26 protein-coding genes and 1 tRNA gene are annotated in these 26,154 nt (G+C 74.4%); 12 read left to right on the top strand and 15 right to left on the bottom strand.

Translation table 11 applies throughout. The annotated features are described in order from the left end of the window. Positions 1–86 precede the first annotated feature (86 nt). Positions 87–944 (top strand): PAC2 family protein, encoded by an 858-nt coding sequence (locus LN037_RS10125; protein WP_230752095.1) that lies wholly within the window; start codon positions 87–89, stop codon positions 942–944. Positions 945–1,073: 129 nt separating this feature from the next. Here LN037_RS10125 and eccB read toward each other — a convergent pair whose 3' ends face one another. From eccB to LN037_RS10150, 5 genes are all read right to left on the bottom strand, one after another. Further along, positions 1,074–2,525, bottom strand: a complete 1,452-nt coding sequence (gene eccB / locus LN037_RS10130; protein ID WP_230751813.1) for a type VII secretion protein EccB — start codon at positions 2,523–2,525, stop codon at positions 1,074–1,076. A gap of 13 nt (positions 2,526–2,538) precedes the next feature. Then, a complete protein-coding gene (locus LN037_RS10135; RefSeq protein WP_230751814.1) occupies positions 2,539–2,895 on the bottom strand; it encodes a DUF2237 family protein in 357 nt (118 codons plus the stop codon). A 23-nt stretch (positions 2,896–2,918) separates the two neighbouring features. Further along, entirely contained in the window at positions 2,919–4,169 is a 1,251-nt protein-coding gene (gene mshC / locus LN037_RS10140; RefSeq protein ID WP_230751815.1) for a cysteine--1-D-myo-inosityl 2-amino-2-deoxy-alpha-D-glucopyranoside ligase, read from the bottom strand. Between the two features lie 296 nt (positions 4,170–4,465). Further along, on the bottom strand, positions 4,466–6,451 hold the full coding sequence (locus tag LN037_RS10145) for a vWA domain-containing protein (RefSeq protein WP_230751816.1): 1,986 nt from the start codon (positions 6,449–6,451) through the stop codon (positions 4,466–4,468). Then, positions 6,441–7,895: an ATP-binding protein gene (locus LN037_RS10150; protein ID WP_230751817.1), complete on the bottom strand. Its 1,455-nt coding sequence runs from the start codon at positions 7,893–7,895 to the stop codon at positions 6,441–6,443. The genes LN037_RS10145 and LN037_RS10150 overlap by 11 nt, the downstream gene beginning before the upstream one ends. 408 nt (positions 7,896–8,303) lie before the next feature. Here LN037_RS10150 and LN037_RS10155 point away from each other — a divergent pair, with 408 nt between their 5' ends. Next, a complete protein-coding gene (locus LN037_RS10155; RefSeq protein WP_230751818.1) occupies positions 8,304–8,465 on the top strand; it encodes a hypothetical protein in 162 nt (53 codons plus the stop codon). Positions 8,466–8,684: 219 nt separating this feature from the next. Here the strand turns inward: LN037_RS10155 and LN037_RS10160 are convergent, their stop codons facing one another. The 6 genes from LN037_RS10160 to LN037_RS10185 all read right to left on the bottom strand — a co-directional run bounded on the left by LN037_RS10160 (position 8,685) and on the right by LN037_RS10185 (position 13,991). Next, positions 8,685–9,929 carry an MFS transporter gene (locus LN037_RS10160; RefSeq protein ID WP_230751819.1) on the bottom strand — a complete coding sequence of 415 codons (1,245 nt, stop codon included), beginning with the start codon at positions 9,927–9,929 and terminating at the stop codon, positions 8,685–8,687. Next, positions 9,926–10,861 carry an MBL fold metallo-hydrolase gene (locus tag LN037_RS10165; protein WP_230751820.1) on the bottom strand — a complete coding sequence of 312 codons (936 nt, stop codon included), beginning with the start codon at positions 10,859–10,861 and terminating at the stop codon, positions 9,926–9,928. Before LN037_RS10165 ends, LN037_RS10160 begins: the two co-directional genes overlap by 4 nt. A 33-nt stretch (positions 10,862–10,894) precedes the next feature. Then, on the bottom strand, positions 10,895–11,725 hold the full coding sequence (locus LN037_RS10170; RefSeq protein WP_372460417.1) for an SCO1664 family protein: 831 nt from the start codon (positions 11,723–11,725) through the stop codon (positions 10,895–10,897). Positions 11,726–11,727: 2 nt separating this feature from the next. Further along, on the bottom strand, positions 11,728–12,297 hold the full coding sequence (locus tag LN037_RS10175; RefSeq protein WP_230751821.1) for a DUF3090 domain-containing protein: 570 nt from the start codon (positions 12,295–12,297) through the stop codon (positions 11,728–11,730). 70 nt (positions 12,298–12,367) lie between these two features. Beyond that, on the bottom strand, positions 12,368–13,090 hold the full coding sequence (locus LN037_RS10180; RefSeq protein ID WP_230751822.1) for a histidine phosphatase family protein: 723 nt from the start codon (positions 13,088–13,090) through the stop codon (positions 12,368–12,370). A 67-nt stretch (positions 13,091–13,157) separates the two neighbouring features. Then, entirely contained in the window at positions 13,158–13,991 is an 834-nt protein-coding gene (locus LN037_RS10185; protein ID WP_230751823.1) for an undecaprenyl-diphosphate phosphatase, read from the bottom strand. A gap of 85 nt (positions 13,992–14,076) precedes the next feature. Here LN037_RS10185 and LN037_RS10190 point away from each other — a divergent pair, with 85 nt between their 5' ends. Further along, the gene (locus LN037_RS10190) at positions 14,077–15,066 is read left to right on the top strand and encodes an aldo/keto reductase (RefSeq protein WP_230751824.1); all 990 of its coding nucleotides are present in this window, start codon (positions 14,077–14,079) and stop codon (positions 15,064–15,066) included. Between the two features lie 68 nt (positions 15,067–15,134). Further along, the gene (locus tag LN037_RS10195; protein WP_230752098.1) at positions 15,135–15,350 is read left to right on the top strand and encodes a DUF5703 family protein; all 216 of its coding nucleotides are present in this window, start codon (positions 15,135–15,137) and stop codon (positions 15,348–15,350) included. Between the two features lie 298 nt (positions 15,351–15,648). On the opposite strand, the gene LN037_RS10200 is transcribed toward LN037_RS10195, so the two are convergent. Genes LN037_RS10200 through LN037_RS10210 form a run of 3 tightly spaced genes read right to left on the bottom strand, consistent with a single transcriptional unit; the run spans position 15,649 to position 18,667 of the window. Then, positions 15,649–16,599, bottom strand: coding sequence for an NADPH:quinone oxidoreductase family protein (locus LN037_RS10200; protein ID WP_230751825.1), 951 nt, complete (start codon positions 16,597–16,599; stop codon positions 15,649–15,651). Between the two features lie 2 nt (positions 16,600–16,601). Continuing rightward, positions 16,602–17,357 carry an SDR family oxidoreductase gene (locus tag LN037_RS10205; protein ID WP_230751826.1) on the bottom strand — a complete coding sequence of 252 codons (756 nt, stop codon included), beginning with the start codon at positions 17,355–17,357 and terminating at the stop codon, positions 16,602–16,604. Then, positions 17,351–18,667: a M20/M25/M40 family metallo-hydrolase gene (locus LN037_RS10210; RefSeq protein ID WP_230751827.1), complete on the bottom strand. Its 1,317-nt coding sequence runs from the start codon at positions 18,665–18,667 to the stop codon at positions 17,351–17,353. Before LN037_RS10210 ends, LN037_RS10205 begins: the two co-directional genes overlap by 7 nt. Before the next feature lie 76 nt (positions 18,668–18,743). Between LN037_RS10210 and LN037_RS10215 the strand changes: the two genes are divergently transcribed. Both LN037_RS10215 and LN037_RS33160 read left to right on the top strand, forming a co-directional pair. Continuing rightward, positions 18,744–18,827 (top strand) — tRNA-Leu (locus LN037_RS10215). 91 nt (positions 18,828–18,918) lie between these two features. Then, positions 18,919–19,851 (top strand): cold-shock protein, encoded by a 933-nt coding sequence (locus tag LN037_RS33160; RefSeq protein ID WP_305058227.1) that lies wholly within the window; start codon positions 18,919–18,921, stop codon positions 19,849–19,851. A 51-nt stretch (positions 19,852–19,902) separates the two neighbouring features. Here the strand turns inward: LN037_RS33160 and LN037_RS10240 are convergent, their stop codons facing one another. Further along, positions 19,903–20,274, bottom strand: coding sequence for a DUF5997 family protein (locus LN037_RS10240; RefSeq protein WP_230751828.1), 372 nt, complete (start codon positions 20,272–20,274; stop codon positions 19,903–19,905). A gap of 34 nt (positions 20,275–20,308) precedes the next feature. Between LN037_RS10240 and LN037_RS10245 the strand changes: the two genes are divergently transcribed. From LN037_RS10245 to LN037_RS10270, 6 genes are read left to right on the top strand one after another with little or no spacing between them, the layout of a single operon-like run. Continuing rightward, complete coding sequence (locus LN037_RS10245; protein WP_230751829.1) at positions 20,309–20,986, top strand: LysR family substrate-binding domain-containing protein; 678 nt, start codon at positions 20,309–20,311, stop codon at positions 20,984–20,986. After that, positions 20,983–22,179: a hypothetical protein gene (locus LN037_RS10250; protein ID WP_230751830.1), complete on the top strand. Its 1,197-nt coding sequence runs from the start codon at positions 20,983–20,985 to the stop codon at positions 22,177–22,179. The genes LN037_RS10245 and LN037_RS10250 overlap by 4 nt, the downstream gene beginning before the upstream one ends. Next, positions 22,176–23,048 (top strand): YwaF family protein, encoded by an 873-nt coding sequence (locus LN037_RS10255; RefSeq protein WP_230751831.1) that lies wholly within the window; start codon positions 22,176–22,178, stop codon positions 23,046–23,048. Before LN037_RS10250 ends, LN037_RS10255 begins: the two co-directional genes overlap by 4 nt. A 56-nt stretch (positions 23,049–23,104) precedes the next feature. After that, positions 23,105–24,196, top strand: a complete 1,092-nt coding sequence (locus LN037_RS10260; RefSeq protein WP_230751832.1) for a cation diffusion facilitator family transporter — start codon at positions 23,105–23,107, stop codon at positions 24,194–24,196. After that, positions 24,193–24,969 carry an enoyl-CoA hydratase/isomerase family protein gene (locus tag LN037_RS10265; RefSeq protein ID WP_230751833.1) on the top strand — a complete coding sequence of 259 codons (777 nt, stop codon included), beginning with the start codon at positions 24,193–24,195 and terminating at the stop codon, positions 24,967–24,969. Before LN037_RS10260 ends, LN037_RS10265 begins: the two co-directional genes overlap by 4 nt. Continuing rightward, the gene (locus tag LN037_RS10270; RefSeq protein WP_230751834.1) at positions 24,969–26,057 is read left to right on the top strand and encodes a M20 family metallopeptidase; all 1,089 of its coding nucleotides are present in this window, start codon (positions 24,969–24,971) and stop codon (positions 26,055–26,057) included. The genes LN037_RS10265 and LN037_RS10270 overlap by 1 nt, the downstream gene beginning before the upstream one ends. Positions 26,058–26,154 lie beyond the last annotated feature (97 nt).

The raw sequence follows: 26,154 nt of genomic DNA on the forward strand, positions 1-26,154 counted from the left end.
GCGAGCCTCGTCACGACCCGTAAACTGGCCCGGTGCCCGCCTCCGACGACGCCGGAATCCCTGCTCGAGAGCTGAACGACCCGGTCATGCTGTGTGCGTTCGAGGGCTGGAACGACGCGGGAGACGCCGCCAGCACGGCCGTGGAGCACCTCGCGCTGAACTGGGATGCCACGGAACTGGGTGCGATCGACCCCGAGGACTACTACGATTTCCAGGTCTCGCGGCCGACCGTGCGTCTGGTCGACGGGATCAGCAGGGCGATCGACTGGCCGACCACCCGCTTCACGCTCTGCCGCCCGCCGGGATCCGACCGGGACCTCGTGCTGGTGCGCGGCATCGAGCCGAACATGCGCTGGCGGTCGTTCGTGGGCGAGATCGTGGCCAAGGCCGAGGAGCTCGGCGTCACCACGGTGATCACGCTCGGCGCGCTCCTGGCCGACACGCCCCACACCCGCCCGGTGCCGGTGACCGGCTCGTCGTTCGACAAGGAGTCGGCGGCGCGGTACGGCCTGTCGAGCTCGCGCTACCAGGGCCCGACCGGCATCACGGGCGTGCTCAACGACGCCTGCGTCCAGGCCGGCATCCCCGCCATCTCCTTCTGGGCCGCCGTCCCGCACTACGTGTCGCAGCCGCCCGCGCCCAAGGCCACGATCGCGCTGCTGCAGCGTGTCGAGGAGGTCCTCGACGTCGAGGTCCCGCTCGGCGCCCTGCCCGAGCAGGCCGAGAAGTGGGAGCGCACGGTCTCCGAGATGGCCGACGAGGACGACGAGGTCCGCGAGTACGTCAAGGCCCTCGAGGAGGCCGGCGACGCCGAGTCCGACCTCCAGGAGGCGTCGGGCGACGAGATCGCGGCCGACTTCGAGCGCTACCTGCGCCGACGCGACCCGGGTGGCCCGGGCGACGTCGCCGGCGGGTCGAACTTCGGCGGTCCCTGGGAGCGGTAGCCCCCTTTCCCGGTGGCCGGTGCACGTCCCGGTGCACGGTCGGGGCCGGCGGCGCGACGATGGGGCGTCACTGGCGTCCGGTGCAAGCAGCGACGCATTGCTGTCACGGGAGCGGGAGAGGGCGGGCCCTCAGCGGAAGGTGCGCGCCGCCTCGAGCGACAGCACCGGCCCGCGCGGGAGCAGCCCGACCACGCTGCGCGGCGCGGGTCGTGGGTCACCCAGCCCGAGGGCGGCGGCCGCGCCCCGGCCGGCGACCGGGAAGACGCGGCCGACCTGGTCGACGACCACACCGCGGTCGGGGTCGGCGGGCTCCCCCGGCGCCACGGGGACGACGTAGGCCCCGGCACCGGCCACGCGTACCGCGCCGACCGGACCTGGCGTCGCGGGGTCGCCGACCGGCGTCGGCGGGACCGGTGAGGGCAGGGTGCCGGCGACGGAGACCGTGGTCGCGCCGCTCGCGGTCGGCGCCGCGCAGGCGACCGGCGCGTCCTCCACCGACAGCACGCCGGGGAAGGCGCGCGGGTAGGCGGTGAGGTCCACGCCGACGGCGCGCGGCAGGCCGTCCACCACGGCCGCGGGCACCTCGGCCACCCGGGGGTCGGCGCCCGGCGAGGCGAAGCGCACCAGTTCGGCGACGACGTCGGGCACCTCCTGCACACCCCGGTCGAGGACCACGACGAACCGGGGCGGGGTGCCGGCCACCCGGGCCACGGCGCCGACCGGCAGCCCCAGCGTGCGCGTCGCGACATCCGTCGGCGCGACTCCCGCGCCCGCGATGCGCGGCGGGACGAGCGGTGCGGCCTCGGGCAGCGCGCCGAGCAGGGCGCTGCCCGCGGGGCGGGCCGGGACCCCGGCGACGTCGAGGGCGCGGACCACGGCCCCTTCCGCCGGGTCGATCGCAGCCCGCCGTCCGTCGGTGACCAGCCAGGTCCGGCCGTCGTCCCCTCGCAGGAGCAGGGACTCCCCCGTCGCCAGCGGGCGTCCGAGCGCCGCCTCGCCGGCCAGCACGATCGCCCGCACACCCGGCCCGGCGGGCACGTCGCAGACCGCCCAGACGTCGGGCGTCGGCGCGGCGGCCGTGTCGGGCAGCACGGACGGCGCGCCCGCGAGCCCCACCGGCACCGTGCGCTCCACCCCGACGAGGGCGTCGTCGCGGACGGGTGTCGGGTCCGCGGGTGCCAGGCCGGCCGCCGGGTCGGCGCGGCGGCGATCCACGCCCGCGGCCAGCAGCCGGGCCGAGGAGAGGTCGGTGGTGGGCACGAGCCAGGGCGGGCGCGGCGACGGGGAGGACGACGGCGACGTCGGCTCGCGGGCCACGACGTACAGCGCGCCACTGGGGACGCCCCGCACGATCGTCGCCGCCCGCCAGTCGGCGTCGCCCCGCACCAGCCCGACGACGGCGGCCGCGGCCAGTCCCAGGACCGCCAGTACGACCCCGGCCACCACCGCCCGACGACGGCTCTGCTCCGGATCGCGCTCGGCGTGCGGGTCCCGCTCGACGAGGGCCTGGTCCAGCCGCCGCACCGCGCCCCGCCGGGCACGGGCCTGGGCTCCGGTCGCCGGCGGAGCGGGGCGGGACATCGGCCGGGAGGTGCTACTCGGCGACCGCGTGGGCGCGCAGGTCGTCGAGGTCGATCCACTCCAGGCTGCGGGCATGCGTGGCCTCGAGGACCACCGGCGGGGCGACCCCGCCGTCGAGGGCCTCCTTCCACCGGCTCGCGCACAGGCACCACCGGTCGCCCGGGGACAACCCCGGGAACCCGGCGTCGGCACGCGTCAGGTCGTTGCCGCGCGCCGCCGAGAACTCGAGGAACTCCGCGGTCACCCGGGCGCACACGGTGTGCACGCCGGCGTCGTCGGGACCGGTCTCGCAGCAACCGTCCCGGTAGAAGCCGGTGACGGGGTCGTGGCTGCAGTCGGCAAGCTCGCCGCCGAGCACGTTGCGGGCCATGGTGTCCTCCTCGCTGGACGGGTTCAGCGCAGGGTGATGCCCAGCAGCGCGTCGATCGCACCCGCCGCGCGCGACCCGCCGTCGGGAACGGTCCCGGACCCGGACCGCCGGAGCGCCTCGTCGACCCAGGCGTCGACCGCGACGAGCGCGCCCGGGCTGTCGAGGTCGTCGGCGAGGTGACCGCGGACCCGCTCGATCACGTCGGTGGGGTCGGGTGCCGCGTCGAGCGAGACGGCCTCGCGCCAGCGGTGCAGCCGGGCCTGGCCCCCCGTCAGCAGCTCGGCGGTCCAGGAGCGGTCGGTGCGCCAGTGGCCGGAGAGCAGCGCGAGGCGCACGGCCATCGGGTCGACGCGGTCGGCGCGCAGGCGGGAGACGAAGACGAGGTTGCCCTTCGACTTCGACATCTTCTCGCCGTCGAGCCCGATCATCCCGGCGTGGCAGTAGTGCCGGGCCATCGGGTGGATGCCGGTGAGGGCCTCGCCGTGGGCGGAGCCGAACTCGTGGTGCGGGAAGGCGAGGTCGGAGCCGCCGCCCTGCACGTCGAAGGCGTCGCCGAGCCGGTTCATGGCGATGGCGGTGCACTCGACGTGCCAGCCGGGGCGGCCGTCGCCGAGGTCGGAGGACCAGGACGGCTCGCCCTCGCGCGCGGTGCGCCACAGCAGGGCGTCGAGCGGGTGCCGCTTGCCGCGCCGGTCCGGGTCGCCGCCGCGCTCGGGGAAGATGCGCTCCATCTCCGCGGTGGAGTAGCGCGAGACGTAGCCGAAGTCGGCCGTCGCGGTGTGGTCGAAGTAGACGTCGGGGTGCTCGGGGTCGTCCGCACGGTATGCGGCGCCCGAGGCGAGCAGCTTCCCGACGAGCTCGGTGATCTCGTCCATCGCCTCGACCGCGCCGATGTAGTCGCGCGGCGGCAGCACGCGCAGCGACTCCATGTCCTCGCGGAAGAGCGCGGTCTCGCGCATGCCGAGCACGACCCAGTCGTCGGAGTCCCGCTCCGCCCGCTCGAGCAGCGGGTCGTCGATGTCGGTGACGTTCTGGACGTAGTGCACGTCGTGCCCGGCGTCGCGCCAGCAGCGGTTGACCAGGTCGAAGGCCAGGTAGGTGGCGGCGTGGCCGAGGTGCGTCGCGTCGTAGGGGGTGATGCCGCAGACGTACATCCGGGCGCCGGACGCGCCGGGCGCCGTCGGGCGGATCTCGCCGGTCGAGGTGTCGAACAGCCGCAGCGGGGGCGGGGTGCCGGGCACCTGGGGGACGTCGACTCCAGACCACGAACGCATGCCGCCGACCTTATGCCCACCCGTGCGCCCACCGGTGGCGAACATGACCACTCGCATGACCACCGGGGGGTCCCGGCCGGGTCCCGTGCGGGTCCGTCGCGGGCGAGCACGACGGGCCCCTCCTGACGGAACCGGGACCCGGCCGGGGATGGCGGGAGTCGCGGGGGGGTTCGACTCCTGCCATCTCCCAGAGTAACCGACGGGCTAGACCCGTTCGGGTACAAGGATCACGTCAAACGGTTACCTCAGGCACATCCGTGACGTTGAGCCACCGGATGATCCTTTGTCTCCGCCCGTCAGCGGCGGCGACTATGGAGGTAGTCACTGACGACCGCGGCCCCGAGCCCGTCGAGATCCGGCGCCACCACCCGGCCGCCGCTGCGGCGGGCCACCAGGTCGACGAACGCCTCCAGGCGCGGGTCCTCCCCGAGCATGAAGACCGTGAGCGCCGCCTTGAGCCGGGCGATCGCGTCCACCTCGTTCAGCGTCGCCCGCAACGTCTCCGGGGTCGGCGGGTAGTCGAAGACGGCGTGCCCGTCCGGCTCGAGGTGCGCGGTCGGCTCACCGTCGGTGACCACCAGCACCACGGGGGCGGCGTCGGAGTGCCGCCGCAGGTGCCGACCCGCGAGCAGCAGCGCGTGGTGCAGGTTGGTGCCCTGCTCCCACACCCCCTCCAGCCCCGTGAGCTGTGCGAGGTCGACGGCCTGGGCGTGCCGACCGAAGGTGATGATCTGGAGGGCGTCCCCGCGGAAGCGCGTCGAGACCAGGTGGTGCAGCGCGAGGGCGGTGCGCTTCATCGGCACCCACCGGCCGTCGGCCACCATCGACCACGACGTGTCCACGCACAGCGCGACCGCCGCCCGCGTGCGCTGCTCGGTCTCGACGATCTCCACGTCGGTCACGTCCAGCGCCCGGTCGTCGCCACCCGCCTTGCGCAGCTCCGCGTTGAGCAGCGTGCGCGAGGTGTCCCAGCGCTCGGTGTCGCCGAAGGCCCACGGGCGGGTCGCCCCGCTCGCCTCCCCCGCCGCCCCGGAGCGCTGCGTCTCCCGCTCCCCCCGGCGGGTCGAGAGCGACCCGACGACGTCGCGCAGCGCGGACTGCCCGAGCTGCCGCAGCGCCTTCGGCGACAGGGTCAGGGACCCGTCGGGACCCCGCTCGAAGACGCCCTGGCGCTCCAGCTCGCGTTCGAGTTCGGCGAGACGCTGGGCGTCGACCCGGGCCTGCCGGCCGAGCGACGCCTCGAGGGCCTCGAGGTCGATGTCCTCCATGCGCGCGCCCGGGTAGCTCTGCGAGAGCTGCTCGGACAGCGAGTCGAGCTGTGCGAGCTGCTCCATCGCCCGCGTCGCCTCGCCCATGCCCATCGGGTTGTCGCCCCGGAACCGGCCCTGGCCGTCCCAGTCCTCGCCCGGCCGCATCGCCTGCAGCTGCGAGTCCAGCCGGGAGAGCTGCTCGGCGAGCCGCGGGTCGCCGAAGGCGGACTGCATGAGCCCCTCGAGCTCGGCCCGTTGCTCGGCCGACAGGGAGTTCATCATCCGCTGGGCGGCCGCCGAGCGCTGCGCCAGGATGTCGATCAGTTCCTCGACGTTCCTCGGGTTCTCCGGGAAGTACTGCCCGTGCTTGCCCATGAACTCGGAGAACTGCTCGGCGGTGTCCTCGCCCCGACCGTGCGACTCCAGCAGGTCGTTGAGGTCGGAGAGCATCTCGCGCACCCCCTCGACGTCCTCGGGGGTCGCGTTCTGCATCGCCTCCTTCATGCCCTGGAAGCGCTGGTCGAGGGCCTCGCGGCCCATGAGGTCCTGGATCTGCTGGTAGGCCTGGCGCGCCTCGGCGTTGCGCCAGTCGTAGTTCTGCAGCTCGTTGACCGCGCCCGCGGTGGAGTCCGGGAGCGCGTCGAGCGACATCTCCCGGAACCGGGCGTCGTCGGAGTCCTCGGCCTGCAGCGAGTTCCGCTCGGCCTCCAGCGCCCGGTCGAGCAGCTCGCGGATCTCCTGCAACGTGCCGTCGATCCGGTTCTCGCGCTGCAGGCGGCGGCGCTGCTCGTGGAGCCGGCGCTGCAGGTCGTCGAGACCCTGCTGGTCGCGCAGGCCGCGCCGCATGAGCTCGCGCATCGCCTGGCGCGGGCTCGTGCCCTCCATGACGTCGCGCCCCAGCTGGTCCATCGCCTCGCGGATGTCGAACGGCGGCGCGAGGGGGTCGGGGCCGTCGTAGAAGCGGCCGTAGGAGTAGCGGCCGGGTCGCGGCCGGGGGCCGGACCCGCCGTCGTCGGGAAGCTCAGCCGCCATAAGTGACCGTGTCCTCGTCGGAGTCGCTGTCCTTCGCGAGCTTGCGCGTGAGGTAGAGGTGCTCGAGGGCCAGCTCGACGGCGGACGCGAGCGGCCCGGGTGCCTCGGTGTCGCCCGCGCCGAGCCGGTCGGCGACGGTGCGGACGACGGGGATCGACGGCAGGGCCGCGACGACCTCGCGGGCCGGGACCCGCTCCCCCGTCACCACCCGGCGTCCCTCGGCGACGGCGTCGGCCAACGGGCCGAGGTCGACGCCGGAGAGCCGCTTGCGGGCGGTCTCGGCGATGGCGCGGCGCAGCAGGTGCGTCAGGAGCTCCTCCTCGCGGCCCTCCTCGCCGGACTCGAACTCGAGCTTGCCGCGCAGCACCGGCGGCACCGCCTCGAGGTCGACGGGACGGGCGACCGGGGCGTCCTCCCCGGTCACCGCGGCGCGACGCAGCGCGGCCGCGGCCACCGTCTCGGCGGCGGCCACGGAGAACCGGGCCGACACGCCGGAGCGCTGGTCGATGGCGCTGGCCCCGCGCAGGTTGCGGGTGAAGCGGGCGATGACCTCGAGCAGGTGGTCGGGCACCTCGGCGACGACCTCGGCCTCCTGCTGGATGAGCGCGACCTCGCCGGCCACCTCCAGCGGGTAGTGCGTGCGCACCTCGGCGCCGAAGCGGTCCTTCAGCGGGGTGATGATCCGCCCACGGTTGGTGTAGTCCTCCGGGTTCGCGCTCGCGACGAGGAGGATGTCGAGCGGCAGGCGCAGCGTGTAGCCGCGGACCTGGATGTCGCGCTCCTCCATGACGTTGAGCAGCGCGACCTGGATGCGCTCGGCGAGGTCGGGCAGCTCGTTGACGGTGACGATCCCGCGGTGCGCGCGCGGCACGAGGCCGTAGTGGATCGTCTCCGGGTCGCCGAGGCTGCGCCCCTCCGCGACCTTGACCGGGTCGACGTCGCCGATGAGGTCGGCCACGGAGGTGTCGGGGGTGGCGAGCTTCTCGGCGTAGCGCTCGGAGCGGTGGCGCCAGCCGATGGCCAGCGCGTCCCCCTCGAGCGTCGCGCGCCGGATGCTGGCCGGGATGATGGGCTGCTCCGGGTGCTCGCCGATCTCGGAGCCGGCGATGACGGGGGTCCACTCGTCGAGCAGCGCGACGAGGCTGCGCAGCAGGCGGGTCTTGCCCTGCCCGCGCTCGCCGAGCAGCACGACGTCGTGCCCGGCGAGGATCGCGCGCTCGAACTGCGGCAGCACGGTGCGCTCGAACCCGACGATGCCGGGCCAGGGGTTCCCGCCGGCCCGCAACGTGGTCAGCAGGTTGTCGCGCAGCTCGTCACGGACGCTGCGCGGGGTCTTCGCGGGGTGGTCGCTCGCGCGGAGCTCACCCAGGGTCGTGGGGAGGCCCTCGGGGGCCGTCGGGGTGGTACCGGGAGCGGTGGCCTGGTTCGGGCGCGGGGTGCTCACCTCCGCCACGCTACGACGGCATCCGTTCCTCTGCCTGGCTCAGCGGGTCCCACCCTCGTCGGCCTTCCCGACGACGGGTCCGCGCGCCTCGCGCCCGCAGGCCGGCGCGGGGCCGGTCCGCTTCTCGGGCTTGCCGGGCGTCGCTCACACATCGAGCGAGCGGGGACCGGCGGACCATGATCACGTCGGGGGGACGGTGGTGGCGGTCGTGGAGATCGACATCAGCCACGACGGTCCCCTCGATGTGATCTTGTGGCTGTCAGGCGCCCGCTCCGGCCGGCTTCGCCCGATCGGGTCCGGCGCGCCGAGGGCGGATCTTCCCGACTCTCGACACCCACACGAGTTGACTCCCGCTCCTCCGACGGATCAACCGGTTCGTCGGGTTCGACCGGGTCGGGGGGCTCGCGGGTGAAGACGACGCTGATGGTGGCGGGGGTGGCGCTGCTCGCCCTGGTGCTGGTGTCCGGGACCGGTGGCGACGGGCTCGGGATGACCCTCGGCGGTGCCGCCGTCCTGGCGCTGTTCGCCGGGATCGCGGTGTGGATCCGTCGCACGATGTCCCACCACTGATGCGGGTCCCGGTCGACGACCTGGCGGGCTCGTCGGGGTCCGTCGGGCCCGCTCGCACGCCTGAGCCCGGTCCATGATCACGTCGGGTGGACGCTCGTGGCCGTCCTGGAGATCGACATCGGCCACCACGGTCCACTCGACGTGATCATGGGCGTGACGCCGCCCGACGAGCGTGGCGCGCTGCTGACGCTGGACGTCAGCCGTGTGCCACCGCTGATATCAGGTGGCCCGAGCCGACGCCCCCACCGGCACGCGCGAGGAGTCGTCGCGCAGGGTCCGGCGTCGCGAGAGCACCATGCCGACCAGCCCGAGCAGCAGCACCGGGACGTGCACGGCCATGGCGACCCGGAAGACGTCGGGGCTCCACGCGGCGGGCGAGCCGGCGCCCTGCAGGTCGAGCAGCACACCCACCAGCGCGACGACGAGCAGCGACGACACGAAGCCGCCCACGTTCGTCATCCCCGACGCCCGGCCGATCGAGCCCGGCGGGACGGCGGAGCGGGCGACGTCGAAGGCGACGAGCGAGGCCGATCCACCGCTCGCCACGACGACCACGAGCACGACCAGCAGGGCGACCGGCGCCGGACCGGGCCAGGCGAGCACCACCGACCACGCCAGGGCCTGGGCCAGCACGGACCCGGCGATCAGCGCCACCCGGTGGTGCGGGAACCGGCCGGAGAGCAGCCCGAACAGCGGGCCGAACAGGATCGTCACGAGCACGACCCCGCTGGTCAGGACCCGCGCGGGACCGACCGGGACGCCCTCACCCGCCGTCAGGAAGGGGAAGCCCCAGAGCAGGCCGAAGACGTTCGCGGAGAACGGCGAGGCGAAGTGGCACCAGAAGCCGAGGCGGGCGCCGGGGGTGGCGGCCACCTCCCGCATCCGACCCTCGTCGGCCGGGCCCGCGACGCCGAGCGGACCGGGTCGGACGATCAGCGCGGCGGCGACCGCGACGAGGCCGGTCGCGCCGCCTGCGACCAGGTAGGCGGCCGTCCACCCGGAGCTGACGACGAGCCCCGCGAGCGGGATCGCCGAGACCGCCTGACCGAACTGGCCGAGGATGCCGGAGAGCTGGTTGACGACCGGCACGCGGCGCGGGGCGAACCAGGTCGGGACGAGGCGCAGGACGCTGACAAACATCACCGCGTCACCGGCGCCCGCGAGGACCCGCCCGATCACGGCGACCGGGAACGACGGCGCCACCGCGAGCAGCACCTGCCCCACCGCGACGAGCACCGCCCCGCCCGCGACGAGCCGGCGCGGCCCGAACCGGTCGACGAGCATCCCGGCCGGGATCTGCAGGGCGGCGTACACCGCGAGCGAGAGCACGGCGAGCAGGGAGAGCACCCCGGCGGAGACGTCGAAGCGTTCGGCGGCGACCGGCCCCGTCGCGGCCAGCGCGGAGCGGCCCACGACCGAGCAGACGTACGCGAGGATCGCCGTGCCCCAGACGAGCAGCCTCACAGCGTGCGGGACCCGCCGATCGGGAGGTCCCAGAGGTCGTCCCGACGACGGCCGGCGCGGGCCCACGCACGGCGGGTCGCCTCGATCGGCTCGAGGACGGGCTCGCCGGAGAGCACGAAGGTGCCCCAGTGGATCGGGACGACCCGACGGACGCCCAGGGTCTCCGCGGCGCGCACCGCCTCGGCGGGGTCCATGTGCACCGTGCGCAGCAGCTCCCGCGGGGCGTACGCCCCGACCGGCAGCGCGGCGATCTCGATGCGGCGGTGCCGGGCGGCGATGCGCGCGACGTGCGGGCCGGCGGCGGTGTCCCCGGCGTGGTGGACCGCCCGACCGTCGGGGGCGGTGACCACCCAGCCGCCCCAGAGGCGGTGGCAGTAGTCGGTGACCGTCCGCCGCGACCAGTGCCGGGCCGGGACGAACTCGACCCGCACCTCGCCCGAGAGCCCGGGGAACCCGACCGAGGACCACCAGTCCAGCTCGGTGACGTCGGTGAACCCGCGGGCGCGGAAGAAGGCGGCGGAGTTCAGGCCGGCGAGGATGCGGGTGCTGCGGGGCAGGGCGCCGAGGGTGCGCACGTCGAGGTGGTCGTAGTGGTCGTGGCTGATCAGCACGGCGTCGATGCGCGGCAGCGTCTCGACGGTCCGCCCGGGCGGGGTCAGCCGCTTCGCCGCCCCCGGGATGCCGGGCGAGAGCACCGGGTCGACGAGCACGGTCACGCCGTCCACCCACAGCAGCGCGGAGGCGTGTCCCAGCCAGGTCACCCCGAGCATGCCCGACGACGGGTCGGGCAGCGGGGCCTCGGGCATCACCGGCACGCGCGCGGCGTCGCGGCGCGCGTCGGCGTCGTCGGGGTAGGACCACCACAACCGCAGGGCCCCCGCCGGTCCGAGCGGCTCGGAGGTCAGGCGGTGGCGGAAGTCCGGTGCAGCCACGTCAGGACGCAGCCACGTCAGGACGCCGCCACGTCAGAACGCCGGCCACGGGATCGGCGGCCAGCCGCCCGAGGGCGACGGGAGCTCGTCGTCGTGCAGGAGGCGGTCGGTGCGCGAGCGCAGCGCCTTCACCTCGCGCAGGGTGATGTGGTCGTTGAGCTCCTCGCCGAGGTCCGCGGCGTTGCCGGGCGAGAGGGCCGCGCGCAGCCGCTTCAGGCCGTCGGTGACGTCGTCGTCGAGCGGCTCGCCGACCCAGCCCCACAGCACGGTGCGCAGCTTGGTCTCCTGGTGCAGGCAGATGCCGTGGTCGACGCCGTAGGTGCGGCCGTCGGCGCCGGCGAGCACGTGGCCGCCCTTGCGGTCGGCGTTGTTGACGACGACGTCGAGCGCGGCCATCCGGCGCAGCCCCGGGTCGTCGGCGTGCACGAGCAGCGCGGGCTCGCCGTCGGCGCCGCGGGCGCGCAGCACGGTGCGCCACCCCGGCTGCACGTGCTTCGGCTCGACGACGTCGACCAGCTCGCGCTCGTCGTCGGTCTCGATCCACCGCTGGACCATGCCGGGGCCGAACGGGCCGTCGCGCAGCACCGTCGGCGGCACCACGTGGAAGCCGGCCGCCTTGCTGACCAGGTACGTGGCGACCTCGCGCCCGGCGAGGGTGCCGTCGGGGAAGTCCCACAGCGGGCGCTCGCCGCGCACCGGCTTGTAGACGCAGTGCTCCTCGACGCCGTCGAGCGTGACCGCGCAGAACAGCGTGGTGTTCGACGCGTCGGTCAACCGCCCCTCGACGTCGAGGGTCCCCCGCCGCAGCAGGTCCTCCATGCGGTCGACGTCGACCGGGTCCGGTGTGCTCTGGGTGTCGGTCAAGCTCAGGACTCGGCCGCGACGCGTCGGAAACCGTTCTGGCGCGGGCACACGTGGCCGGCGGCGTCGAGCGGCTGGGTGCACAGCGGGCAGAGCCGGCGCCCGGCGGAGACGACCCGCTCGGCGCGCGTCGCGAACGCGCGGGCCCGCTCCGGGCTGAGGAAGACGCGCAGCGCGTCGGGGCCCTCGTCGGTGTCGTCGAGCACCACCGACTCGTCGACCTCCTCCTCGGTGACCGCGAGCAGTTCGACGACGACGCTGCGGGACTCGGCGTCCCAGCCCAGCCCCATCGTGCCGACGCGGAACTCCTCCTCCACCGGGACGTCGAGCGGCGAGGTGTCGACCTCGTTCTCCGGCGTGGTCGGCGGGACCTCGGCGCCGAACCGGCGCGAGACCTCCTCGAGCAAAGTGCCGATCCGCTCCGAGAGCACCGACACCTGCTGCTTCTCCAGCAGCACCGAGACACGGCGGGCCGACTCGGTGGCCTGCAGGTAGAACGAGCGGTCGCCCGGCTCGCCGACCGTGCCGGCGACGAACCGGTCGGGCTGGCGGAAGACGTGGATCACCCTGGGCATGGCCCCTCGATTGGTCGTGCTGATCGGGCCGGGAGTGGATTCCCGGCGGACGTGGTCGGCATGCGCGGGCTCAGTTTACGCCGGTCGAGCCACCGACCACCGCGTCGGCGGACCCCTCGGAGGTGCCCTCGGCCCCCTCGTCGCCGGGTTCCGTATCCGGCTTCGGCACGAGGGAGGCGAGGTCGCCGCCGGTGTCGTTGACGCGGACCACGAACGGCCGGGTCGGTGTGTAGCTGATCACACTGAGCGAGCTCGGGTCGACCGTGATGCGCTGGAACGAGTCGAGGTGCAGCCCGAGGGCGTCGGCGACCACCGACTTGATCACGTCGCCATGGCTGCAGGCGACCCAGACGGCCTTCGGCCCGTGCTCCTCGGCGATCCGCGCCGCGTGGCGCCGGATCGCCGCGACCGACCGGTGCTGCACCGCCGCGAGCCCCTCCCCGCCCGGGAAGACCGCCGCCGAGGGGTGCGCCTGGACGACCTTCCAGAGGTCCTCCTTGCCCAGCTCGCCGAGCGTCTTGCCGGTCCAGTCGCCGTAGTCGACCTCGGCGAGGTCGTCCTCGACGACCGCCGAGAGCCCGCGGGCGGCGAGCAGCGGAGCGAGCGTCTCCTCGCAGCGCTGCAGCGGGGAGCGGACGGCGGCGGCGATGGGGAGCTGCGCGAGCCGGTCGACGAGCTTCTCGGCCTGGGCGCGGCCCGTGTCGTCGAGCCCGACGCCGGGCGAGCGGCCGGCCAGGACCCCCGAGACGTTCGCCGTCGAGCGTCCGTGTCGCAGGAGGATCACCGTGGTCACGTTCGCCCACCCTATCCCTGGTCGATGGTCGAGCTCCGCTGCGCGTCGTCTCCTGCCTCGCGCCCGGTCAGGTCGCGGGCACGACGCCGCCGAGCACCGCCAGCAGCACGACCAGGCCGAGCAGCACGCGATACCAGACGAACACGTAGATGGTGTGGTTCTCGACGTAGCGCAGCAGCCAGGCGATCGAGGCGTAGCCGACGCCGAAGGCGATGAGCGTGGCGAGCGCGATCTGGCCCCAGCTCGACGTCACCTGGCCCGGCAGGGCGGGCTCGCCGATGTCCTTGAGCTTGTAGATGCCCGAGGCGAACACGGCGGGCAGGGCGAGCAGGAACGAGAAGCGGACGGCGACGGCGCGCTCCAGCCCGAGGAACAGGCCCGCGCTCGTCGTCGCACCCGAGCGGGAGACGCCGGGGATGAGCGCCAGCATCTGCCCCAGACCCATGAGGACGCCGTCGCGCAGGGTCAGCTGGTCGGCGCCGCGGCGCTGGCGGCCGTACTTCTCGGCCGCGGCGAGGACGAGGCCGAACCCGATCAGCACCGAGGCGTTGAGCGCGAGGTTGCGGGCCGGGCCGTCGATGAGGTCCTGGAAGAGCAGGCCCGCGATGCCGATCGGCAGCGACCCCAGCCCGACGTACCAGGCGAGCTTGTAGTCGTAGCCGCGCTCGCGCTTGTCGCGCAGGCCCCGCAGCCACGCCAGGACCAGCCGCTTGATGTCCGGCCAGAAGTAGATGAGCACGGCCAGCTCGGTGCCGAGCTGGGAGACCGCGGTGAACGCGGCCCCGGCGTCGTGACCGAAGAAGAACGCCGACGTGAAGCGCAGGTGCGCCGAGGACGAGACGGGCAGGAACTCGGTCAACCCCTGGACGAGTCCGAGGACGACGGATTCCAGCCAGCTCATCTGCACGGGTCCGGGACGCTATCGGACGGGGTCGTCCGTGTGTCCCCGGTGGGGGGCCCGCCCGCGACCCCTATCCTGCGCACCCGTGGAACAGCGACGACTCGGCGGCAGCGGGCTGCGGGTCTCGCGCCTCGCCCTCGGCACGATGACCTGGGGCCGGGACACCGACGCGGACGAGGCCGGTGCCGCGCTCCTGGCGTTCCTCGACGCCGGCGGCACGCTCGTCGACACCGCCGACGTCTACGCCGACGGCGAGGCCGAGGCGATCCTGGGCGGGCTGTTCGCGGACGTGATCCCGCGCACGGAGGTGGTGGTCGCCACCAAGGCCGGCGCCCGCCGCGAGGACGGCCCGTTCGGCGGCGGGGCCTCCCGCTCCTCGCTGCTCGCCTCCCTCGACGCCTCGCTCGCCCGGATGGGCACCGACTACGTCGACCTCTGGCAGCTGCACGCCTGGGACCCCGAGGTGCCGCTCGACGAGACGCTCTCGGCGGTCGACCTCGCGGTGTCCTCGGGCCGGGTGCGCTACGCCGGGGTCGCCAACTACGCGGGCTGGCAGGTCGCGGCGGCGGCCCGCTCGGCGGGGCTGCCGCTCGTCAGCGTGCAGTCGGAGTACTCGCTGCTGGAGCGCTCGGTGGAGACCGAGGTGCTCCCCGCGGCGGAGTACCACGGGCTGGGTCTGCTCCCGTGGGGTCCGCTCGGCCGGGGCGTGCTGACCGGCAAGTACCGCGACGGCACGCCGGCCGACTCGCGTGGCGCCTCCCCGCACCTCGGCTCCTACGTGGGAGAACGTCGCACCGACCGGGCCGCGCGGATCGTGCAGGCGGTGGTCACCGCGGCGCACGGGCTCGGCACCTCGCCCCTGGCCGTCGCGCTCGCCTGGGTGCGGGACCGGCCCGGCGTCGTCGCACCGGTCGTCGGCGCCCGGGACGGCGCGCAGCTGCTCGGCTCGCTCGCCGCCGAGGAGCTGACCCTGCCCCCGGCGATCCGCGGCGCGCTCGACGACGTCTCCTCCTCGCCGCTCGTGCCGGTCGGCGGCGGCGAGTCGATCGAGGACGCCCCCGCGCCCTGGACGTGACGTACGGTGGTCGGCGGTCGACCAGGAGGTTGCACGTGAGTGACCCGCAGCGGTCCGTCCCCGCCGGCATGACCCTCGAGGCCGGGATCGTCGACGGCGACTGGGAGTACCAGCCGATCCGCCTGCCGCGCGACGTGTCGCGGCTGAACGCCACCGCCGAGCTCGGTCTCCGGGCCCAGTTCGGCGGGTGGGAACTGGCGCGCACGCTGCTCTACGCCGACGGCACGCGGAAGGTGTGGCTCCGCCGGAAGCTCTCGCGTATGCGCGAGGCCGTGACGGTCTGAGCACCGTTTTGGTGCAAGCAATGCGTCACTGCTTGCACTGGACGCCAGGAAATCCACATTCCCGACGACGGGTGTGGCTCGCCGCGAGTGGTCACCGAGGCAGGTTCCCCGGCCGCCGGACCTGCGTGGTGTGCCACTCGCGGACAGGTGACCGGGTCGGCGTTCTCGAGAGGTACCTGAGGCACGTTCCGAGCGCGCCTGGCCTGCCTCGTGGGCACCTCGACGCGGAGCGGCCACCGGCGAAGGGCGCCCACGGCCCGCCTACCCGACCGAAGGGGCCCTTCGCTCGGAACCGGGGCTACGGCACGACGACGACCCGCCCCGTCGTCGTCCGGGCGGCGATCGCGTCCAGTGCCTCCGGCAGTTGCTCCAGCGTGTACTCGGCGCCCACGAGCGGGTCGATCGCCCGTCGGGCCCACAGCGCCTCGAGCTCGCGCTGCCACGCGTCGATCAGCTCGGGCGAGCGCTTCTGGTACGCCGCCCAGTGCACGCCCACCACGTCGTAGTTCTTCACCAGCGCGTGGTTGGTCGGTGCGTCCGCGATCCGCCCGCCGGCGAAGCCGATGACGAGGATGCGCCCCTCCCACGCCACCACGCGGCGGGAGGCGTCGAAGGTGTCGCCGCCGACCGGGTCGTAGACGACGTCGACCCCGCGTCCGTCGGTCAGCTCCTTCACCGCCGGGATCAGCGCGGCCGCGTCGGCGTCGAGCACCAGCACCTCGTCGGCGCCCAGCCCCCGCGCGATCCCGGCTTTCTCCGCCGACCCCACCGTCGCGATCACCCGGGCGCCCGCGGCCTTGCCGAGCTGCACCGCCGCCGCGCCCACGCCGCCGGCCGCGGCGTGCACGAGCAGGGTCTCGCCGGCCGACAGCGTCGTCCGGTGGTGCAGCGCGCACCACCCCGTCTGGTAGGCCACCCAGAACCCCGAGGCCTGCCCCGCCGACATGCCCTCTGGCCACGGGTAGGCCCACGACAGGGCCGCGTACTCGGCGTATCCGCCGTGCGGCATCGCGGCCGGACCGAACACCCGCTCGCCGGTCTCGACGTCGACGCCCGCCACCTCGAGGCCCGGCGTGAACGGCAGCGGCGGCCGCTCCTGGTAGGTGCCGCGGCAGTAGAGGATGTCGGCGAAGTTGACCGAGGACGCCTCGACCCGCACCACCCGCCGTCCGGAAGGCATCGGCAGGTCCGGCCGCAGCGACAGCACGGACCGCGGCTCCCCGAACGCCTCCACCGTCCAGCCGCGCACCCTCAGCCCTCCCAGGACAACGACGGCGGGGCGTCGCCCGTCCGCGGTCCCGGCACGCCCCGGAACCCGTACGGCCCCGGCTCGCGCCCGGGCTGGACGTACCAGCACTCCCCCGGCTCGCCGCGGTCGAGCATCGCCTCGACGGCGTCGGCGACGTCGCCCGGCGTCAGGAGCGGGAAGTCGCCGAACTGCTCCTTGATGTGCGCGATGAGCGCCGTGTCGGCGAACCCGGGACAGAGCGCCATCGCGCGGATGCCCTCGGGCGCGAGCGTGGCGGCCGCGGACCGGACGTACCCGACGACGGCGTGCTTGGTCAGCGTGTAGATCGCGTCGCCGGGCAGCGGGACCAGCCCGGCCAGGGACGCCGTCGCGATGATCGTCCCGCCGCCGGCGCGCCGCAGCGCAGGCACGGCCGCGTTCAGCCCGAAGACGACGTGGTCGACGTTGACCCCGAGCACGCGGCGGTAGGCCTCGACGTCGAGATCGGTGATGCCCGACTGCCCACCGACCGAGCCGGCGTTGAGGTGCACGACGTCGAGCCGGCCGCCCCACGACTCCACCTCGGCGAACGCGCTCGACAGTGCCGACTCCGAGCTGACGTCGCAGGCCAGGGCCAGCCCGTCGATCTCGGCGGCCACCCGGGACGCCGCGACCGCGTCCCGGTCGACCACGCCGACCTTCGCACCCGCCGCGGCCAGCCGCCGCGACACCGCCTCGCCGATCCCCGAGGCGCCACCGGTCACCAGTGCGGTCAGCACGTCCTCAGGATCCTCTCCAGCACGCGGACGCCGAAGTGCAGCGCGTCGACCGGCACCCGCTCGTCGATGCCGTGGAAGAGCGCGGTGAAGTCGAGGTCCGGGGGCAGCCGCAGCGGCGCGAAGCCGAAGCAGCGCATCCCGAGCTGCTCGAACGCCTTCGCGTCGGTGCCGCCGGACATCATGTAGGGCAGCGTCCGGGCGTCGCCGTCCTCGGCCTGGACGGCCGCGGTGATGCAGTCGACGAGCTCGCCGGAGAACTCGGTCTCGACGGCGGGCAGGTTGCGGATCCACTCGCGCTCGACGTCGGGCCCGAGGATCTCGTCGAGCTCCCGCTCGAACGCCTCCTGACGGCCCGGGAGCACCCGGCAGTCGACGGTGGCCTCGGCGGTCGACGGGATGACGTTGGCCTTGTACCCGGCCTGCAGCATCGTCGGGTTGGCGGTGTCGCGGGTCGTCGCGCCGACCACGCGGGCCACGCCACCCAGCTTCGCGACGGCGCCGTCGAGGGCGGCCGCGGAGTCGGTCGGGAACTCGATGCCGGTCAGCTTCGTGACCTCGTCGAAGAAGCCCTGCACCGACTCGGTCAGCGTCAGCGGGAAGCGGTGGCGGCCCAGGCGCGCGACCGCCTCGGACAGGATCGTCACGGCGTTCTCGTCGTGGATCATCGAGCCGTGGCCGGGGCGCGAACGCACCCGCAGCTTCATCCACGCGATCGACTTCTCCGCCGTCATGACGGGGTAGACGCGGACGTCCTCCCCGAGCGTCACCGAGAAGCCGCCGACCTCGCCGAGCGCCTCGGAGCAGCCCTCGAACAGGTCGGGGCGGTGCTCGGCGAGCCAGTGCGACCCGTAGGCGCCGCCGGCCTCCTCGTCGGCGAGGAACGCGAAGACGATGTCGCGCGGGGGCACGATCCCCTCGGCTTTGAACTGACGCGCGAGCGCCAGGATCATCGCGTCCATGTCCTTCATGTCGACCGCGCCGCGGCCCCAGACGTAGCCCTCCTGGACCGCCCCCGAGAGCGGGTGGACCGACCACTCCTCGGCGTTGAACGGCACCACGTCGAGGTGGCCGTGCACGAGCAGCGCGGGTCGCGACCGGTCCGCGCCCTCGAGGCGGCAGAAGACGTTGTCGCGACCCGGCGCCCCGGACTCGACGATCTCGGTCTCGTAGCCGACCTCGCGCAGCTTCGCGTCGACGTACCGGGCGGCCTCGGCCTCCCCCGTCGTCGTCTCCAGTTCGCCGGTGTTGCTGCTGTCGATCTGGATCAGCTCGCTCGTGAGCTGCACGACCTCGTCCTCGGCGGCACCCATGCGGCGCATCCTGCCAGCCACGGCGGCACCCCGTGTGATCGCCGGGAGAGCCGTCCCGTAAGCTCTCGTCCTGCAGGTCCGAGTGGCGGAATGGCAGACGCGCTAGCTTGAGGTGCTAGTCCCCGAGTAGGGGGTGGGGGTTCAAGTCCCCCCTCGGACACACACGAAGGGCCGTCGATCCGACGGCCCTTTTGTCGTTCCCGACGACGGGTCGCACGTGCTCGTCCACCCGCCGAACCGGAGCCTCCGAGATGCCGCAGGGAACTGTCCGTTGGTTCGACGTGGAGCGGGGTTTCGGCTTCCTCGCTCCCGACGACGGCTCGCCGGACGTGTTCGTGCACGCCTCCGAGGTCGTCGGGGACGGGACGGTGCTGCGCGAGGGCCAGGCCGTCGAGTTCGAGAGCGGCGAGAACGAGCGCGGGCCCCAGGCGCTCCGGGTCCGCGTCACCGGCGACGTGGCCGCCGGCAGCGCCGTGGGGCAGCTCGGCACCGTCAAGTGGTACGAGCCGGCCAAGGGGTACGGCTTCGCGTCGCCGGACGGCGGGGGTCCCGACGTCTTCGTGCACAGCTCCGCGATCGTGACCGGCGGGGTGGTCGCCGAGGGCCAGCGGGTGGCCTTCGTGGTGGTCGACGGCGAGCGCGGCCCGCAGGCCGGGCACGTGATCCCGCTGGGAGCCGACGCCGGCCCATCCGTCGCGACCGGCACCGCGGACGGGGCCGACGGCACGGTGGCCTGGTACGACGAGGACAAGGGCTTCGGCTTCATCACCCCCGACTCCGGCGGCGCGGACGTCTTCGTGCACGTCCGGAGCCTGGACGAGGGGTTGACGTGGCTCGCGGAGGGCGACCGGGTCGCGTTCGAGGTGGTCGACGGGGACCGGGGTCCGCAGGCCCGCGCCGTGGGCCTGGTCCGGGGCGCCGAACCCCAGGCCGCGCCGAAGAAGCCGGCACCGGCCGCGAAGTCGGCGTCGCGGGTGCCCGCACGCGGTGGCGAGGGCGTCGTCGCGCGCTACGACGCCGAGCGCGGGTTCGGGTTCATCACCCCGGACGCGGGCGGCGACGACCTCTTCCTCCACGTGTCCGTGGTCGTGGGGTCGGAGTCGCTGGAGAAGGGCGACCGGGTCCGCTACAAGGTGCGGCAGAGCGACCGGGGCCCGCAGGCCGACCGCGTCGAGCGCCTCTGAGGTCCCGGGAGGTCGTGGTCCCCCGGTCGAGGGCGCGGGACCGGGCCGTCGCTACTTCGCGGCCCGCTCGGCCCTGAGCCGGGCCTCCTCGCGCTGGGTCTCCGCGCGCAGGTTGCGCTCGTTGCGCAGCCACTCCGGCTGCTCCTCCTTGATGGCCGCGATCTGCGCCGTCGTCAGCGGCTCGGTGATCTCGGCGCGCGCGAGCCCGGAGATCGAGACGCCGAGCCGGTCGGCGACGACGGGGCGCGGGTGCGGGCCGTCGCGGCGCAGGTCGCGCAGCCACGGCGGCGGGTCGGCCTGCAGGGCGTCGAGCTCGTCGCGGGAGACGACGCCCTCGCGGAACTCCGCGGGCGTGGCGTCGAGGAGCACGCCGAGCTTCTTCGCCGCCGTCGCGGGCTTCATCGTCTGGACCTGACGGCTCATGGGCCCACGATATCGGGCTCGCTACCCTCCCCCGGTGACCGAGCAGAGCCCCGCGTTCCGGCTCGGCCACGTCCCGGGGTCCACGCCCGACAAGTGGGCGCGGAAGTGGGGCGAGCGCCGGCCGCACGTCCCGCTGGAGCTGTCCGTGGCGGAGACCGACGAGATCGTGGCCGCCGTCCGCGCGGGCGAGCTCGACGCCGGCCTCGTGCGGCTCCCGATCGACCGGTCCGGTCTGCACGCCATCCCGCTCTACACCGAGACGAGCGTCGTCGTCGTGCCGAAGGACCACGTGATCACGGCGGCCGAGGAGGTCGCGCCCGACGACCTCGCCGACGAGATCGTCCTCCGCCCGCAGGACGACGTCCTCGACTGGACGGACGGACACCCGGGCCGCGCCGCCGTGTCCGACCCCGCGACGACCGCCGACGCGGTCGAGCTCGTCGCCGCCGGGATCGGGGTGCTGGTCCTCCCGCTCTCGCTGGCCCGCCTGCACCACCGGCGCGACCTCACCCACCGGCCGGTGGTCGACGTCCCGCAGTCGGCGGTCGTCCTGACCTGGCCGGACGCCGAGAACTCCGACGACATGGAGGAGTTCATCGGCGTCGTCCGCGGGCGCACCGTGAACAGCTCGCGGACCCCGCGCCGGGAGGAGCCGGCGGCGCCGAGGCCCGACCGTCGCCGTCCCGCCAAGCGTTCGCCCCGCCGGCGATGAGCGTCGGGGCCCTCGCTCTGGGCGCGATCCTCGCCGTGGTCTCCACGTTCCCGGCGATGACCCTCGGGGGCCCGCCCGCGGTGGTCGCGGTCTACGCGGTCCTCGGGCTGCTCGCGGTCGCCGCGGTGCGGACCCCGGTACGACGCCGGGTCCTGCCGGGCCTGGTGGCGCTCGTCGTCGTCGGGCTCGTGCTCGCGTTCGTGCTCGGGCCGCCGGCGTGGGTGCCGGGCGTCGGCAGCGACCGGGCCGACGCGCTCGACGTCGCGCTCACCCGGCTGGCCGGCGGTATCTATCCGTACACCGGCACGACCTACCTCGGGAACCCGATCACCCCGCTCCCCGGCTCGCTGGTGCTCGCCGCCCCGTTCTGGGCGGTGACCGGGCACGCGGCGTGGCAGAACCTCGCGTGGACCCTCGTGCTGCTGCCGGTGCTGCACGGCAGCTGGCGGCTCCGGACGGCCCCCACCCTGGTGTGGGTGCTCGTCGTGATCACCCCCGAGGCGCTGCGCGAGTTCCTGGTGGGCGACGACCTCGTCACCAGCGTCGTGCCCGCCGTCGCGGCCGCCGCCTGGGTCCTGCGGGCGCGGTCGGTGCCCTTCCTGACGGCGGGCGCGGTCGCCCTCGGGATCGCGACGTGCACCCGGCCGCACCTGGCGCTCGTCGTCGTGATCGTGGCCGTGGCGGTGGGGCTCCGGCCCGATGACAGGAAAGCGTCGTTGCCGGCGCCCGGTGACAGCAACGACGCTGTCCTGCCATGGAGGAGGGGGCTGCTCGTCGGCGGCGTCGCCGCGCTCACCTGGGCCGTGCTGATCGTGCCGTTCCTGCTCGGCGGGGCCGACCGGTTCTCCCCGCTGCACGTGGGCGCCAAGGTGACCGGCGAGCGCGGCCTGCACCCGGCCATCGTCGGGATCGCCCTCGCGGCCCTGGCGCTGCTGGTGCTCGCGCTCGTCCGGCTGCGGCCGACGAGCGAGGCGGCGGTCGGGTGGTGCTGTGCGGCCGTCCTGGTCGCGCCGACCGTGCTCTCGGCGGGCTTCTGGGTGCTGCTGACCGGCAGCGTGTGGCAGGCCGACCTCACGCTCGGGGCGGGCGCGGTCCCCTTCGCCGCGTGGGCACTGAGCCGTTCGCGAGGGGAGGATCCGAGCGCTCTTGCAGCACGAGGGTTCCCCTCACGACGGAAGAAGGCAGCCGCATGAGCACCTTCGTCCCGTGGGGGACCTCGCACGTCGTCGTCGTGATCATCACCGTGGTCGGCGCGATCGCCCTGGTGCCGTTCGCGCGGCGAGCGCCCGCACCCGTCGTCGGGACGACCGGGCGGACGCTCGCGGTGCTGCTCGTCGTCACGACCCTCGCGTACCAGATCTACGCCTTCGAGCCCGGCCGGGCGGGCCAGACGCTGCCGCTGTGGCTCTCCGACCTCGTGCCCTACGTCGCGGCGTACGCCCTGTGGTCCGGCCGGCAGTGGGCCTACGGGATGACGTACTACTGGGCGCTGACGCTCACGGTGCAGGCCATCGCGACGCCCGCGCTCGGCGGCCCCGACTTCCCGGCCCCGAGCTTCCTCGCCTTCTTCACCGCGCACGTGCTGCCGATCTGGGCGGCGGTGCTGCTCACCTGGGGCACCGGCCGGCGCCCGACCTGGGCCGACTACGGCCGCACCGTCGCCGCGACGCTGGTCTGGGCCGCCGTGGCGCAGCCGGTCAACCTGCTCACCGGCGCCAACTACGGCTACCTCGACCGGAAGCCGGACGCCGCGTCGATCCTCGACCTGTTCGGCCCGTACCCGGTCTACCTGCTGGTCGAGGCGCTCGTGGTCCTCACCGTGTGGGCGCTGATCACGTGGCCGTGGACGCGCGGCGGTCGCGGCCGAAGCCCAGGGCCTCGTCGTGCGGATCGAGCAGGTTCGGCTGCGGGCACACCGGACCCTGCGGCCACCCCGGACGGCGAGTCCTCCCGGTCCTCGCGCCGACCGTCCGGAGTGAGGTCGAGCAGCAGCGAGGTGACGGATGCGTCCGCTCGACCGGACGGAGCGAACCACGGTCGACGGGAGCCCGGCGGCGGGTGAGGTCCGGGTGAAGCGGGTACCGCGTGCTTCGTTCGCCTCAGGAAGGAAGCTCCCCCATGACCGCGAGGAACGACGTGCCCTCGGCACTCGTGCCGCCCCCGGAGGACCCGACCGACGAGGGCCGTGACGCCGAGGACTCCTCCTCCGGGCAGAGCACCCTCTCCGTGGTCCTCGCCTTCGCCGCGAACGCGGCGGTGGGCGTGCTCAAGCTCGTGGCGGGCCTGCTCACCGGCTCGTCGGCGATGCTCGCCGAGGCGGCCCACTCGGCGGCCGACTGCGTCACCGAGGTCCTGCTGTTCACCGCGCTGCGCCGCTCGGGCAAGCGGGCCGACCGCGCGCACCCGTTCGGCTACGGCAAGGAACGCTTCTTCTGGGCGATGATCGCCTCGGTCTCGGTGTTCGTCGTCGGGGCGACGTACTCGGTCTACGAGGGCATCGCCACGATCATCGAGAACGCGCCGGACCCGGCCGAGGAGCAGTACGCCTGGGTCGCCTACTCGGTGCTCGGTCTGTCGGCGATCATCGAGGGCGTCTCGTGGCAGCAGGCGCTGCGGCAGTGCCTGCGCGAGCGCCGGGAGCTCAACCTCTCGCTCGGCCGCTACCTGCGCCTCTCCGACGACCCGACGGTCAAGAGCGTCCTGTTCGAGGACACCGCGGCGCTGATCGGTCTGCTCTTCGCGGCGGTCGGGGTGGTGCTGCACCAGCAGACCGGGTCGTCGATCCCCGACGGCATCGCCTCGATCATGATCGGCCTCCTGCTCGCCGTCGTGGCCTTCATCCTCGGCCGCACGAACAAGAACCTGCTCATCGGCCGGGCCGCGGAGCCGCGTGTCACCCGCGCGATCTACGACCACCTCGACGCCGCGCCGGAGGTCACCGCGGTCGTCGACCTGCAGACCATGCTCACCGGCACCGACAGCGTGCTGCTCTGCGCCCGGGTCGACTTCCGGGACGAGCTGAGCGCCGGCGACCTCGAGCGGGCCTGCGTCCGGCTCGACGACGAGCTGCGGGAGCGCTTCACCGACCTCGACCAGGTGTTCCTGGAGCCGGTCCCCCGCGAGGACGAGGATCTCCGGCAGGCCGTCCTGGAGAGGTTCGGCACGTCGCTCGCCGAGTGGCGGGCCGAGCAGGACAGACTCGGGCGATGAGCGACGCCCCCCTCCACGTGCACGACGACGGGCCGGTGCGGGTCTTCACCCTCGACGTCCCCGAGCGGCGGAACGCCCTGACCGTCCCGTTGCGCCGCGAACTGCGCGCCGCCCTCGAGGCCGCGCACGCCGACGACGGGTGCCGAGCGCTGGTGCTGACCGGCGCCGGGAAGCACTTCAGCTCCGGTGGCGACATCTCCTCGATGCCGCAGGGCGACCGCGCCGACGCCCGGGACCGCCTGCACCTGGTCGCCGACGTGATCTCGTTGCTCGTGGAGGGCCCGCTGCCGGTGGTGGCGGCCGTGGAGGGCGCGGCCGTCGGCGCCGGGACGTCCGTGGTGGCGGCGTGCGACTACGTGGTGGCCGGCCGGGCCGCCCGCTTCGGCGCGATCTTCGGACGGATCGGGCTGGTCGCCGACTCCGGGCTCTTCTGGACCCTCCCCCGCAAGGTCGGCGCCGGCCCCGCCCGCCGGCTCCTGCTGCGCGGGAACCTGATCGACGCCCCGGAGGCCGAGCGGCTCGGCCTCGTCGACGAACTGGTCGACGACGGGTCCGCGCTGGCCGTCGCGGTGGAGCGCGCCCGCGAGATGGCCGCGGCCGCCCCGCTGGCCCTCGCGGCGACGAAGCGCATCCTCGCGCACCCGCCCGCGAGCCTCGCCGAGACGCTGCACCTCGAGGAGGTCACGCAGGTCGGGATGTTCGAGACCGAGGACTTCGCCGAGGGACGGGCCGCGTTCCTGGAGAAGCGCACCCCGGAGTTCCGGGGGCGGTGATGGACGCCGTCGACCTCGCCCGCGACCTCGTCCGCCTCGACACCCGCGCCGGCGGGGAACGGGTGGCCGCCGATCTCCTGGCCGACCGACTCGCCGACGCCGGGCTGCGCGTCGAGCTCGACGAGCCGGCGCCGGGCCGCGCGAACCTCGTCGCGCGGTCGGCCGACGTCGCGGGCACCGACCGGCCCGTCCCGGTCACGCTCAGCGGGCACCTCGACACCGTCCCCGCGGTCGACGACGCGTGGTCGTTCGACCCGCTCGCGGGCGACGTGGTCGACGGCCGGCTGCGGGGCCGGGGGTCGAGCGACATGAAGGGCGGCGTGGCGGCGATGGTCGCGGCGGCGACCGCCCACGGGCGCGCGGGCGGCGGCGGGCTCCAGGTCGTGTTCACCTTCGGCGAGGAGACCGGGTGCGACGGGGCGCGGGCGCTCGACCCGGGCCTCGTCGCGCCGTCGCCGCTGCTCGTGATCGGCGAGATGACCGGAAACCGGCCCGTCCTCGGTCACAAGGGCGCGCTGTGGCTGCGCCTCGTGGCCCGCGGGGTGTCCGCCCACGGGTCACGGCCCGAGCTCGGCCACAACGCGCTCGTGGACCTCGCCCGCGCCGCGCTCGCGGTCCACGAGCACGACGGCTGGCCCACCAGCGACACCCACGGCCCGATGACGGCGAACGTCGGCACCTTCCGGGCCGGCGTCCAGCCGAACCTGGTGCCCGACCACGCCGAGCTCACCGTCGACCTGCGCCTGGTCCCCGGCGTCACCGCGGACGGCGTCGAGGCGACCGTCGCCGGCCTGGTCGGCGACGCCGTGACGATCGAGCGGCTCGTCGACCTGCCGGTCGTCGACACCGACCCGGCCGCGGTCGGCCGGGTGTGCCGGCTCCTCACGGGCGATGCGGGCGACGTCGACCCCGGCTACGCGACGTACTTCACCGACGCCGCCGTGCTCGCCGGCGCCCTCGGCGGGGCCGCCACGATCATCTGCGGGCCCGGCGACCCCGAGATGGCGCACGTCGTCGACGAGACGTGCTCGGTCGACCGGATCGACGAGGCCGCCGCGGCCTACGGGCGGCTGCTCGCGGGCGGCTGACGACCGGGCACCTGCGGTGGTCGGCGCTGCCCGGCGGGCACCGCCGGAGCTCGGTGATCACGACGAGCAGGTCCGTACCACTTCCGCGACGACGGGT

Origin of the sequence: Actinomycetospora soli (assembly GCF_021026295.1) — a bacterium.
Lineage (GTDB): Bacteria > Actinomycetota > Actinomycetes > Mycobacteriales > Pseudonocardiaceae > Actinomycetospora > Actinomycetospora soli.